This is a genomic window from Bacteroides sp. PHL 2737, assembly GCF_004115325.2.
Lineage (GTDB): Bacteria > Bacteroidota > Bacteroidia > Bacteroidales > Bacteroidaceae > Bacteroides > Bacteroides hominis.
This window is the reverse complement of the sequence record NZ_CP040630.1, coordinates 4,026,652-4,038,937: the sequence shown is the minus strand read 5'-3', so window position 1 is coordinate 4,038,937 and position 12,286 is coordinate 4,026,652. Positions and strand designations below refer to the sequence as shown.

Genomic DNA, 12,286 nt, shown 5'->3' with positions numbered 1-12,286 from the left:
ATAAATTTGCAAGAAATTAAAAAGATATAAAATGACACTGGAAGATAGAATAAACCGGGCCTCTGAGCTTTTTAAGAGCGGTTATAATTGTTCGCAGTCTGTAGTAGCTGCGTTTGCCGATATGTATGGATTTACTGAAGAACAGGCACTGCGTATGGCTGCTTCGTTCGGTGGAGGTATCGGGCGCATGCGTGAAACGTGCGGAGCGGCTTGTGGCATGTTTCTGCTTGCCGGATTGGAGAAGGGAGCTGTCGACGGAGCCGATCGTGAAGGGAAGGCTGCCAATTATGCTTTGGTGCAAGAGCTTGCAGCCGAATTCAAGAAACGAAATGGTTCGTTGAATTGTGGCGAACTGCTTGGTTTAAAGAAGAAAGCGCCGGTTTCATCCGAACCGGAGGCCCGGACAGAACAGTACTATGCCAAAAGACCTTGTTCGAAAATGGTAGAAGAAGCAGCCAGAATATGGGCTGAATATCTCGAAAAACAGAAAAAATAGCTGTTAAATTGATGTTTTCATTACAAAGAAGAGAAAAAACTTACTAATAATCTGTTATATAACATAATTATAACTATCTTTGCAGCCGAAATAAAATCTGATTTGTTCAGGTTTTAACTCATGTCTAACTAAAATTTCTAAAGCAAATGTTGAAAGAAAAAGCAGGTGAAATTGCAGGTAAAATCTGGAATGCACTGAATGGAACAGAAGGACTGACTGCCAAGCAGATTAAGAAAGCGACTAAGTTGGTAGATAAAGATTTGTTCCTTGGCCTCGGATGGCTGTTGAGAGAAGACAAGATCTCTACTCAGGAAATCGAAGGTGAAATCTTCGTTACATTGAACTAAGGAGTGGGCTACTTCCCCAATAAAAAAATGCGTTGATACATTATGATATGTTATCAGCGCATTTTTTTATGTTCTGGCATTTGTGTATATTTGCGCACCAAATTAAATTAAGATAATAGTATCAGATGGATAAAATCAGAAATTTTTGCATCATAGCTCATATCGACCATGGTAAATCAACATTAGCGGACCGCTTGTTGGAGTTCACTAATACCATTCAAGTGACAGAAGGGCAGATGCTTGATGATATGGACCTGGAGAAGGAGAGGGGGATTACAATTAAAAGTCACGCCATACAGATGGAGTATGCATACAGGGGGGAAAAGTATATTTTGAACCTGATTGATACTCCGGGTCATGTTGACTTTTCGTATGAAGTGTCCCGCTCGATAGCTGCCTGTGAAGGTGCGTTGCTTATTGTAGATGCATCACAAGGGGTCCAGGCACAGACCATCTCAAATCTTTATATGGCTATTGAGCACGATCTTGAAATCATTCCGATCATTAATAAATGCGATATGGCGAGTGCCATGCCCGAAGAGGTGGAAGACGAGATTGTAGAGTTGCTGGGATGCAAGAGGGATGAAATTATCCGTGCATCCGGTAAGACGGGTATGGGGGTTGAAGAAATACTGGCAGCAGTAATAGAGCGTATACCTCATCCGAAAGGTGATGAAGACGCACCGTTGCAAGCTTTGATCTTCGACTCTGTATTCAACTCCTTCCGTGGAATTATAGCTTATTTCAAAATCACGAACGGAGTTATCCGTGCGGGGGACAAAGTGAAGTTCTTTAATACCGGAAAGGAATACGTTGCCGATGAAATTGGAGTGTTAAAGATGGAAATGGTTCCCCGTAAAGAATTACGGACGGGGGATGTTGGATATATCATTTCCGGTATTAAGACCTCGAAAGAGGTGAAAGTGGGAGATACGATTACCCATGTAGCCCGTCCTTGTGATAAAGCGATTGCCGGATTTGAAGAGGTGAAGCCGATGGTGTTTGCCGGAGTTTATCCTATTGAGGCCGAGGAATTTGAAGATCTGCGGGCTTCGCTTGAGAAGTTGCAGTTGAACGATGCTTCGTTGACTTTCCAGCCGGAATCTTCTTTGGCGCTGGGATTCGGTTTCCGTTGCGGTTTCCTGGGGTTGCTTCACATGGAAATTGTACAGGAGCGTCTGGATCGTGAGTTCGATATGAACGTCATTACTACGGTTCCTAACGTATCTTATCATATCTACGATAAGCAAGGCAATATGACGGAAGTTCATAATCCCGGCGGTATGCCCGATCCGACAATGATTGACCACATAGAAGAGCCTTATATCAAAGCTTCCATTATTACAACTACCGATTATATCGGACCTATCATGACGCTTTGCCTTGGCAAGCGGGGAGAGCTGTTGAAGCAGGAATATATATCTGGAAACCGCGTCGAGCTGTTTTACAATATGCCTTTGGGCGAGATTGTGATCGACTTCTATGACAGATTGAAGAGTATCTCGAAAGGTTATGCTTCGTTTGATTATCATCCGGATGGTTTCCGTCCGTCTAAGTTGGTGAAACTGGATATTCTGTTGAATGGCGAATCGGTTGACGCGCTTTCTACCTTGACTCACTTCGATAATGCCTACGATATGGGACGCCGGATGTGTGAAAAATTGAAAGAACTGATTCCGAGGCAGCAGTTTGAGATTGCCATCCAAGCTGCCATCGGTGCCAAAATCATAGCACGTGAGACGATCAAGGCTGTGCGTAAAGATGTTACGGCGAAATGTTACGGAGGTGATATCAGCCGTAAACGTAAATTGCTTGAGAAGCAGAAAAAAGGAAAAAAACGTATGAAGCAGATCGGCAACGTGGAAGTGCCGCAGAAGGCGTTCCTTGCCGTGCTTAAACTGGATTAGGAAATAAGGGCTGCAACGTGATAAAAAGCAGAAATCTTTCTGAACAAATTTCGTTGCAGCCAGTTTCTAATATACCAGGTAATTGCCATCTGTCCGCAGAGCTTTCCCTGGCAATTGCCTTTAAAACAACGATAAACAATAAAAATGAGAAAAGTTCTGTCTTTTTCGGCCTTTTTGATTATTGGCCTTTTACTATCACAATTCCTGCCATCATTGGCAGGTGAAGGATATGCTGCTGTAAAAACTGTATCTAGTATTCTTCTTTATGTCTGCCTGAGTTTTATCATGATTAATGTCGGGCGTGAGTTTGAAGTAGATAAGACCCGTTGGCGAAGTTACGCTGAAGATTATTTTATTGCGATGGCTACTGCCGCTATGCCTTGGTTCCTGATTGCCCTTTATTATGTGTTTGTACTTCTTCCTCCTGAGTTTTGGAATAGTTGGGAGGCGTGGAAAGAGAATTTGCTGTTAAGCCGTTTTGCCGCTCCTACGTCGGCAGGTATCCTTTTCACAATGCTCGCTGCTATCGGACTTAAGTCAAGTTGGATTTATAAAAAGATTCAGGTGCTGGCTATCTTCGATGACCTTGATACGATTTTATTGATGATTCCTCTGCAGATAATGATGATCGGTATGCGCTGGCAACTGATTGTGGTTATCTTTATCGTCTTTTTGCTGCTTTCATTAGGTTGGAAACAGTTGGGCAAATATAACTGGCGTCAGGACTGGAAAGCGATAATGGGCTATTCGGTACTTGTTTTTGTTGCTACACAGGCTGTTTATTACTTCAGCAAGCAGTTGTATGGCGAAGAGGGCAGCATTCATATCGAAGTGCTGTTGCCGGCTTTTGTTCTGGGTATGATCATGAAACACAAAGAGATAGATACTCCGGTGGAGCACAAAATTTCGACGGGAGTCTCGTTCCTGTTTATGTTTTTAGTCGGACTCAGTATGCCGCATTTTATTGGGGTGAACTTTGCAGAGACGCATGCCGGAACCCATTCGGTGACAGGCTCACAGGAAATGATGTCATGGGGAATGATAACGTTGCATGTGTTGATTGTTTCACTGCTTTCAAACATAGGTAAGTTATTCCCCGTATTCTTTTACCGGGACCGGAAGTTCAGCGAACGACTGGCACTTTCTATCGGTATGTTTACCCGTGGTGAAGTAGGAGCCGGAATTATTTTTATTGCCCTTGGATACAATCTGGGTGGCCCTGCTTTAGTGATCTCAGTGCTTACGATCGTGTTAAACCTGATCCTGACCGGCATCTTTGTTCTATGGGTGAAGAAGTTGGCATTGCGGAGTTATACAACTTAGCAAAGGTATAAAGTTACTTAAACCTAATTCTATAAATACATATTATGACAGTTTTACGTTCGATGAAGGATTTCTCGTCGATGAATATTACGGCGAGTATTTTATTATTTGTAACAGCGATTGCTGCTGCGGTAATTGCTAACTCTCCTGTGGCACCGGTGTATCAGGAATTTTTGTCGCACGAACTTCATTTCCGTATCGGAGGCTTTAATTTACTTTCGCATGCGGGACACAATCTGACAATGATTGAGTTCATCAATGACGGATTGATGACGATTTTTTTCCTGATGGTCGGGTTGGAGATTAAGAGGGAGTTGCTGGTAGGTGAGCTTTCTTCGTTTCGTAAAGCTGCACTGCCATTCATAGCCGCATGTGGCGGAATGGTAGTGCCTGTTGTAATCTATTCCATGATTTGTGCTCCGGGCACTGAAGGAGGACAAGGGTTGGCTATCCCCATGGCGACCGATATTGCCTTTTCCTTGGGAGTACTCAGTCTGTTGGGCAAGCGTGTGCCGCTAAGTTTGAAAATCTTCCTTACAGCTTTTGCGGTAGTCGATGATATAGGAGGTATTTTGGTGATTGCTATCTTTTACAGTTCACATGTGGCTTATGAGTATTTGTTATGGGCGGCATTACTTTACGTACTGTTATATTTTATAGGTAAGAAAGGAGCCACTAATAAGATTTTCTTTTTAGTCGTTGGGGTGGTTATCTGGTATCTTTTCCTGCAATCTGGTATCCATAGTACGATTTCCGGTGTCATTCTGGCTTTTGTCATTCCCGCTAAACCTCAGTTGAATGTCGGTACTTATATTGAGCGTATCCGGCGTATTATCAGTACATTCCCCGAAATGGGAGCAAATAATATCGTATTGACCAACCAGCAGATAGCTAAGCTGAAGGAGGTTGAGTCGGCTTCCGACAGAGTCATCAGTCCGCTTCAATCACTTGAAGATAATCTTCATGGTGCGGTGAATTACCTTGTTCTTCCATTATTTGCTTTTGTCAATGCCGGTGTTATGTTCAGTGGTGAAGGCGAGGTCATTGGCGGAGTTACCTATGCGGTTGCTCTGGGGCTGTTGGCTGGCAAGTTTCTTGGGATTTATTCTTTTACCTGGTTGGCCATCAAGAGTGGACTCACTCCAATGCCTTTAGGGATGAACTGGAAGAACATATCCGGAGTGGCATTATTGGGGGGCATTGGTTTTACGGTATCACTTTTTATTGCCAATCTTTCGTTTGGCTCCACTCACCCCGTATTGTTGAACCAAGCTAAACTCGGTGTTTTGTCCGGTACGGTAATAGCAGGTATATTGGGATATCTGGTTTTGCATTGGGTCTTGCCCCGGAAAAGATAATTTTCTTATATAATAAGGCAGTCTTCTAATCTCCTGCTAAGGTTAGTTAAATAACTTATGATATTAGTTGAATAACTAATGGTTGCAGTTGTTTGTTCTGAATGATTTATTATCTTTGTGGTATCAGAACCTTTTAATAGAAATCATGCGCATATTCTGGAAAGAAGGTGCGATGTTTGTCCGCGAACTTCCGGAGTATTATGACGAACCCATTCTTTTTTTGATTACGTCCCACGTAGCTGTCTTCAGAAAGCTTTCTTCTATTTGCAACACCATTTTTTTGAATTTGTTAAATGGAATGGCAAAAGACAAAAGGTCGGATTTCATACATTTGCGTGCCGAAGGGTCGAATGATCCTAACACTGCCCGATTGGTTCCGTTCAGTTGTTCCCGGTACGGATGATAGATAATGGAGGCACAGCCTGCACCGAAAGGAGCAATCACTGCATCAGGATCTGCATTGTCAAAACAAGCCAGTGTGAACAATCCGGAGAGAACATCGGCAGATGCAAAGAAAATAACCGCTTCCGGTGTGTCTTCTGCTTCCAGTTTGTCCCAACGCTTGAAAATCAGGTTTTCCCCCTTGATAGGAAGTACGGGTAACTGTGCCAGAGCCTCCGCAGCCAATTCCGGCGTTTGTTTGTATCGTTCTCCTTCTCCTTGCCCATTGTGTGAAAGGAAACATTCAAACCCGGGGAACATCTTGTCCGTAAAGCTTGTATACCGTTTTCCACCCCGGCATCCCACAGAATCTGCCTGTATACAGAGAGTTTTTCCTCGTTGTACTTGTGTCAGTTGGGCAATGATACACCGATGTCCTTTCGGAGCTTCCACTACCGGAAGATTCTGTGTATCTGCCGAGTATTCAAATGCTATGGGGAGTCCGGCTTGTGGAAAATAAGTATCCCACAAGGTAATGAACTGATCCTTAAGTGTTGTTTCCATGACCTTATATCTCGTTGTTTTATCAATTAATCATCTTCTCCGCCATCGTCAATCGGTAAGATTTTCCGGCTTTCTTCGTGTGGGAGCTCTTCGACCTGCCGGAGCTTGCGTTCGATGGCGCGGGTGCGTTTTCCCATTACTTCTTCCAATTGGTCACCTGCACTTTGCAGATTCTTCTGCACCTTCTCAAGCAGTCCTCCGAATTTTCCGAATTCAGTTTTTACGGCTCCCAGTACAGTCCATACTTCACCAGTACGTTTCTGTATGGCAAGTGTCCGGAATCCCATTTGCAGGCTGTTCAGTATAGCTCCCAAAGTAGTTGGCCCGGTTACGACAATCTTGAAATCCTTTTGTAGTGTTTCCACTAAAGTTGTGCGGCGGATTACTTCTGCATAAATGCTTTCAAAGGGGAGGAACAGGATGGCGAAGTCCGTTGTAAACGGCGGGTCGACATACTTGTCATGAATATCCTTTGCCATCTTTTTTATGGTTGTTTCCAGTTGACGCCCGCATGATTCCATCAGTACAGCGTCACCTGCCTCAAAGGCATCATAATATTGCTCGTAAACATCTTTTGGGAATTTTGCATCGATTGGCAGATAAACGGTACTGTTTGCATCGTCTTTCCCGGGAAGTTTGATGGCGAACTCTACAAATTCGGTTCCGCTCTTCTTGGTCTTGACATTTGCTTCATACTGTTCGGGACTCATCATCTGCTCCAGAAGAGCACCTAACTGGACTTCTCCAAAAGTCCCGCGCATTTTCACGTTGCTTAGAACTTTCTTGAGACCACCCACGTCTTGTGCGAGAGACTTCATTTCTCCCAGGCCTTTTTGCACGTTTTCAAGTTGCGAACGGACTATCTCGAAGGAGTGTCCGATACGTTCGTTAAGAGTCTTTTGTAATTTCTCTTCAACCATCACGCGCATGTCATCCAGACGCTTCTCAGTAGACTGTATCAGCGTTTCCTGCTGACGTGCCATTGCGTCGAACTTCTGGCGTTGCAGTTCTCCGGTAGTCATCATGTTCTTATGCATGGCGTCCTGCAACTGTTGTAAACCCTGATTCAGGGTTTGCGTCATTTCCATGCGCAACTCACGAATGCTGCGATTCAACTCTTCCCGGTTTTCCTGCATTTGTTGACGCAATGCCCGTTGCATCTCTTCGCTTTGCGAGCGATTGTTGCGGGTGAGTGTCAATACAAGCTGGACAACCAGCAAGACTGCAATAATCAAGAGGAGAGTCAGTTCCATTTAATAAGTCAATATTTCGTTTCCGGTTTCAGTAATCAGAATCATATTTTCCCATTGTGCAGACGGCAATCCGTCGTCTGTGCAGACTGTCCAGTCATCAGCAGAGTCGACAAAGACCTCATACGTTCCCATATTGATCATCGGTTCGATGGTGAAAGTCATGCCCGGAAGAATTAACATTCCTGTTCCCCGGCGTCCGAAGTGTTCTACGTCGGGTTCTTCATGGAATTTGATACCTACTCCGTGCCCGCATAAGTCACGGACCACGCTATAACCGTTCTTCTCGGCATGTTCCTGAATAGCGGCACCCACATCTCCTAACCGTGCCCAAGGCTGTGCGGCTGCTATACCGATTTCCATACACTCTCTGGTAACTTGCACCAGTCTTTGTTTTTCCGGACTGACTTCACCGATCATGAACATACGTGATGCATCGGAGAAATAGCCTTTGTAAATAGTCGATACGTCCACGTTGACTATATCTCCGCTTTGCAGAAATTCGGTCGGACTGGGTATTCCGTGGCATACCACATCATTGATACTGGTACAGACGCTTTTAGGGAATCCTTCATAATTGAGAGGGGCGGGAATAGCACCGTGAGCTGTTGTGAAATCATAAACCAACCGGTCGATCTCTTCTGTAGGCATTCCTTCACGAATGTTTTCCGCGATGTGGTCAAGCAGCGCCGTATTGATTTTGGCACTTTCACGGATACCTTCAATCTGTTCCGGCGTACGGAGCACTTTGCGTGGGGGAAGTTTATAGCCTTGTTTTCTGTATTTCTGTATCTTATCTTCTATTTCATCCGGATAATTGGAAGGAGTAAACCGGACTCCTTTAATAAACTTTTTCATTTTACTATCTTGATTTTTTATTCGTAGCACAAATGTAGGGAATAAAAAGGGGAAATGCTGTGTATCGGGAAAGATTATTTCTGCGAATCGGAGGTGAAAAGCAGCAATTAATACTCAATAACTCATTTTGTCATTTTATTTTAGGGGAATCTTCCATAAGGATACTTTGATCTTTAGTGTGAGTTAGCAAATTCTTTATATATCAAACAACTTGCGGGCTATTCATGTTTTAAGCTTTCTTTTTGAATTGATTATTAGTGATTTTTGTATTTCGTAGTTATATTAGGAAACTTTTTAACTGTATGTTTACTTGATTCTATTTAAGAAGAATGTTGTATAACATGCTTGGAAATTATCATGTCAAAAAATAAATGCTTTTCTTCACATAAAAATGGAATGACAAATGAGAATAAGAATTGAAACAACTTCAAGTAAGAAAATCCTTCCTTTTGATTATCAAGGGAAGTTGATTGGAGTAATTCATAAATGGTTAGGAAATAACGAATTGCATGACAAGATATCTTTATACTCTTTTTCATGGCTGTTAGGTGGTGTAATGGTTAATAAAAAAGGCTATATATTTCCGAATGGAGCCGAATTGCTTATTAGCTTTTATGAAGATCAGTATCTTAAGAAGATAATTGATAGTATTCTGTTGGATCCAGAAATCTTTTATGGCTTATGTGTGAAAGATATTACTATTGTTGAGAGTTCTATTTTTACAGAAGGGCCGCAAAGATTTTTTTTAGCTTCTCCTATATTTATTAAACGGCGAATAGAAGAAGGTATAGGCTATAAATATTATTTCTATGATGATCTGGAAAGTAATCAACTTATGACAGAAACCTTGAAACATAAAATGAGGGAAGCTGGGTTACCGGAAGACGATACATTAAGAGTAGAATTTGATATAAGCTACTCAAAGAAGAAAAAGAAAATGGTGACTATTCATGGTATCAAAAGTATAGCCAATATGTGTCCGGTTATTATTCATGGCACTCAGACTAGTAAAAGGTTTGCTTGGGTAGTTGGTTTGGGGAACGGAACTGGTAGCGGATATGGAGCTTTGATTTAAAAGGTGTAAATATGAAATATTATGTAGTAAAATATGCAGGACCTTTTGGCTTTATTAAGCCTTGGACTGCGGTTCGTGATGCCAGTGGCGGAGAAACTTATTCTCAGCAGTTTCTGACTCCTTCCATCATTGAAGGAATTAGGCAGAAGTTGGAAGTGACTGCAATCATGAGACATAAACTCTCTTACGCTGGCATAGATCTCCAACAGGAAGTGGTGCAGGCTAAGGCTTGGAGTAAGAAAGGAAAAACATATGTAAAGGAACGCTCTATTTTAAGGCGGGGAGTAATGCTTTCTCCTGTTATTTATATTGCTTTTTCCACACTGGAGGATGCCTGTAAAGCAAGTTTGCAACATATTTGCCTATGTCGAAATGAAGATATTCTTTTGCCTGAATCAAATATTCAGGAACTGTCAATATCTGAATTTGATAAATTGGAAGGGTACGAACTCCGTTTCGGTGAGAGTGAGCAATCATTTCTTGTTGGCTACAATCGTTTTAAAAATAATGAAGAAATGTATGGGTGGATAGAAATAGTAGGTAACCCTACAAAAGTACATAAATATGGGGAGTAGATACGATTATATTCTCGCTAAGAGTGAGAGTAACGGTGGTACTCCGCTTAAATCCCATTTAGAGTCGGTGGCTTTTTTTGCTCAGATAGCGGCTCGCTATGCTGGAATGGATGAAAATGTAGTTAAGATTGGCGCTTTACTACACGATATAGGTAAAGCAAGCCCACTCTTTCAGGCACGTTTGAAAGGGGAAAAAACGCCCTATGAAAAGGTTTTCAGACATGAAGTAGCATCTTTGTTCTTTTTAAAACTGATAGAGCGGAGTTTATGGCCAGAAGTGATTGATATGATAATCGCACACCACAAATCCGTTTATAAAGATAGAAGCAGTAGTGGGCTTCTTGATTTAAAGGACTATTATGGAGAAGAAAACACTTTTAGTGACCATGTGGCTGGTTTTCCATCTTGGAATGTAGACGCTATAGGGATTTTGAGAGAACTGAACTTTCCGGGTCTATCTGCCGATTCACTTCTTTCGGAAGAAGATGCATTGGAAGCCTATCGATATGCAATTGAACATTGTAGAAGAAAGCCAAAAGGATGGTCCAAGTGGAAAGGATTGTTGATGGGAGTGGATCATCTGGCATCTGCGACGGAAGAATTCAAGGAACGAATTCCTACCTTATTCTCTATCCCTGATGTAGGTTTTTACAATCGTCAACATCCCTTGTATCCACTATCGCAGGTATTGTCAGAGGCTAATAAAAAGCATACATTTGTTAAAGCTCCCACCGGTGCGGGTAAAACTGATTTTTTATTGAAGCGTTGCCAAGGGCGTATATTTTATACTCTGCCTTTCCAAGCATCTATCAATGCTATGTACGAGCGTATACATCGTGACTTGAATGGAATGGTAGAGGATGTGAGATTACTGCATTCCATGTCTCGCTTGGTGATTGAAGGCGAGAAAGCTTGGGAAGAAAAAGTAATACAGGATAAGATAGGTGCATCCATAAAAGTTTTGACTCCCCATCAGTTGGCTTCTGTGTCTTTGGGTACTAAAGGATACGAAACTCTTCTGTTCGATTTGTGTGGGTGCGATATCATTTTAGATGAGATTCATACCTATTCCGATATAATGCAATCAATTATATTAACTATGATTGAGGTACTTGTACACATCGGATGCCGGATTCATGTAGGGACAGCAACTATGCCATCAGAGTTGGAACAGAAGATTCTTGATATTTTAGGTCGGGATAAGACACAACAGGTAGAATTGTTGCCATCCGTTCTTGATTCGTTCAATCGGCACATCGTCCATAAAGTGACGGATTTTGACTCTGTTCTTCCTGTGCTTAGGGAGGCGATAGAAAATGACCAGAAAATACTGATTGTATGTAATCGGGTAAGGAATGCCCAGATTCTTTTTGAAAGAATAGATGAGTTATATCCCGAAGTAGACAAGATGTTGATACATAGTCGTTTTAAACGAAAGGATAGAAATAGGCTTGAAAAGGAATTGCAAGACACCTATAATAAAATGCCTCGGGCTTGCATCGTTGTTTCGACTCAGGTAGTAGAAGTTAGTTTGGATATCAGTTTTGATATGATGATAACCGAAACTGCACCCATTGATGCTTTGATTCAGCGTTTTGGACGTATTAATCGTAAGCGAAAACCCAAGGAAGAGAGAACTTTGAAACATATATATGTGATAGCTCCTCCTGATAAAAAAGAAGATTGTTTGCCTTATTCGCAAGAAATACTACAACGCAGTTATGACGCATTACCTCAGGATAGCTTGTTGGAAGAATCTTCTTTGCAAAGGCTTATTGATCAGGTATATCCTCAAGTGAATGTAATAGATCTGAGTCTAGATGCTGCGTTTGCGGATGGAAAATGGAGATTGAAAGAATTGTTTCATTTACCAAAATCCGCTTTTATTGAGAAGTTGGATATTGATTCTGTATCTTGTATCACGCAGGAGGATGCTGACACTGGAAAATATCGTGAAGCTACGGCTGAAGAAAGAATTTTGATGGAGATTCCGATGCGATACAGTTCGTTGCGGTGGAAAAAGCTTGAAACATTTCCGTATGGTTCGCATCCGTTTGTGATTCCAGATATTGCTTATTCATCCGATAGAGGCTTGGATGTAACAAAAATGGGAGCTGAAAATTATGATACTAATTATCAAATGTTATGATCT

At 42.0% G+C, this 12,286-nt stretch carries 11 protein-coding genes; 8 read left to right on the top strand and 3 right to left on the bottom strand.

Annotation, left to right across the window (positions count from 1 at the left end):
- The first annotated feature begins 31 nt into the window (after positions 1 to 31).
- The 5 genes from DBK98_RS16705 to nhaA all read left to right on the top strand — a co-directional run bounded on the left by DBK98_RS16705 (position 32) and on the right by nhaA (position 5,431).
- The gene (locus tag DBK98_RS16705; RefSeq protein WP_005806471.1) at positions 32 to 496 is read left to right on the top strand and encodes a C-GCAxxG-C-C family protein; all 465 of its coding nucleotides are present in this window, start codon (positions 32 to 34) and stop codon (positions 494 to 496) included.
- Positions 497 to 642: 146 nt separating this feature from the next.
- Complete coding sequence (locus tag DBK98_RS16700; protein WP_005778103.1) at positions 643 to 843, top strand: winged helix-turn-helix domain-containing protein; 201 nt, start codon at positions 643 to 645, stop codon at positions 841 to 843.
- A 125-nt stretch (positions 844 to 968) separates the two neighbouring features.
- On the top strand, positions 969 to 2,750 hold the full coding sequence (gene lepA / locus DBK98_RS16695) for a translation elongation factor 4 (RefSeq protein ID WP_005806468.1): 1,782 nt from the start codon (positions 969 to 971) through the stop codon (positions 2,748 to 2,750).
- A gap of 144 nt (positions 2,751 to 2,894) precedes the next feature.
- Positions 2,895 to 4,073, top strand: a complete 1,179-nt coding sequence (locus DBK98_RS16690; protein WP_005806466.1) for a sodium:proton antiporter — start codon at positions 2,895 to 2,897, stop codon at positions 4,071 to 4,073.
- Positions 4,074 to 4,117: 44 nt separating this feature from the next.
- Entirely contained in the window at positions 4,118 to 5,431 is a 1,314-nt protein-coding gene (gene nhaA / locus DBK98_RS16685; RefSeq protein WP_005820467.1) for a Na+/H+ antiporter NhaA, read from the top strand.
- 198 nt (positions 5,432 to 5,629) lie between these two features.
- Here nhaA and DBK98_RS16680 read toward each other — a convergent pair whose 3' ends face one another.
- The 3 genes from DBK98_RS16680 to map are packed head-to-tail and all read right to left on the bottom strand — an operon-like array spanning position 5,630 to position 8,484.
- On the bottom strand, positions 5,630 to 6,376 hold the full coding sequence (locus tag DBK98_RS16680; RefSeq protein WP_005806462.1) for a DUF169 domain-containing protein: 747 nt from the start codon (positions 6,374 to 6,376) through the stop codon (positions 5,630 to 5,632).
- Positions 6,377 to 6,402: 26 nt separating this feature from the next.
- Positions 6,403 to 7,629, bottom strand: a complete 1,227-nt coding sequence (locus DBK98_RS16675) for a DNA recombination protein RmuC (RefSeq protein ID WP_033572484.1) — start codon at positions 7,627 to 7,629, stop codon at positions 6,403 to 6,405.
- The gene (gene map / locus DBK98_RS16670) at positions 7,630 to 8,484 is read right to left on the bottom strand and encodes a type I methionyl aminopeptidase (protein WP_005806458.1); all 855 of its coding nucleotides are present in this window, start codon (positions 8,482 to 8,484) and stop codon (positions 7,630 to 7,632) included. It abuts the gene before it with no gap.
- Between the two features lie 403 nt (positions 8,485 to 8,887).
- Between map and cas6 the strand changes: the two genes are divergently transcribed.
- The 3 genes from cas6 to DBK98_RS16655 are packed head-to-tail and all read left to right on the top strand — an operon-like array spanning position 8,888 to position 12,283.
- On the top strand, positions 8,888 to 9,559 hold the full coding sequence (cas6, locus tag DBK98_RS16665; RefSeq protein ID WP_005806456.1) for a CRISPR-associated endoribonuclease Cas6: 672 nt from the start codon (positions 8,888 to 8,890) through the stop codon (positions 9,557 to 9,559).
- Positions 9,560 to 9,570: 11 nt separating this feature from the next.
- Positions 9,571 to 10,134 carry a hypothetical protein gene (locus tag DBK98_RS16660; RefSeq protein ID WP_005806454.1) on the top strand — a complete coding sequence of 188 codons (564 nt, stop codon included), beginning with the start codon at positions 9,571 to 9,573 and terminating at the stop codon, positions 10,132 to 10,134.
- The gene (locus DBK98_RS16655) at positions 10,124 to 12,283 is read left to right on the top strand and encodes a CRISPR-associated helicase/endonuclease Cas3 (RefSeq protein ID WP_005806453.1); all 2,160 of its coding nucleotides are present in this window, start codon (positions 10,124 to 10,126) and stop codon (positions 12,281 to 12,283) included. Before DBK98_RS16660 ends, DBK98_RS16655 begins: the two co-directional genes overlap by 11 nt.
- The last annotated feature ends 3 nt before the right edge of the window (positions 12,284 to 12,286 follow it).

Excerpts from the sequence above, each read along its gene's own strand:
- DBK98_RS16705 (WP_005806471.1), top strand. The coding sequence starts at position 32 with ATGACACTGGAAGATAGAATAAACCGGGCCTCTGAGCTTTTTAAGAGC.
- DBK98_RS16700 (WP_005778103.1), top strand. The coding sequence starts at position 643 with ATGTTGAAAGAAAAAGCAGGTGAAATTGCAGGTAAAATCTGGAATGCA.
- lepA (WP_005806468.1), top strand. The coding sequence starts at position 969 with ATGGATAAAATCAGAAATTTTTGCATCATAGCTCATATCGACCATGGT.
- DBK98_RS16690 (WP_005806466.1), top strand. The coding sequence starts at position 2,895 with ATGAGAAAAGTTCTGTCTTTTTCGGCCTTTTTGATTATTGGCCTTTTA.
- nhaA (WP_005820467.1), top strand. The coding sequence starts at position 4,118 with ATGACAGTTTTACGTTCGATGAAGGATTTCTCGTCGATGAATATTACG.
- DBK98_RS16680 (WP_005806462.1), bottom strand. The coding sequence starts at position 6,376 with ATGGAAACAACACTTAAGGATCAGTTCATTACCTTGTGGGATACTTAT.
- DBK98_RS16675 (WP_033572484.1), bottom strand. The coding sequence starts at position 7,629 with ATGGAACTGACTCTCCTCTTGATTATTGCAGTCTTGCTGGTTGTCCAG.
- map (WP_005806458.1), bottom strand. The coding sequence starts at position 8,484 with ATGAAAAAGTTTATTAAAGGAGTCCGGTTTACTCCTTCCAATTATCCG.
- cas6 (WP_005806456.1), top strand. The coding sequence starts at position 8,888 with ATGAGAATAAGAATTGAAACAACTTCAAGTAAGAAAATCCTTCCTTTT.
- DBK98_RS16660 (WP_005806454.1), top strand. The coding sequence starts at position 9,571 with ATGAAATATTATGTAGTAAAATATGCAGGACCTTTTGGCTTTATTAAG.
- DBK98_RS16655 (WP_005806453.1), top strand. The coding sequence starts at position 10,124 with ATGGGGAGTAGATACGATTATATTCTCGCTAAGAGTGAGAGTAACGGT.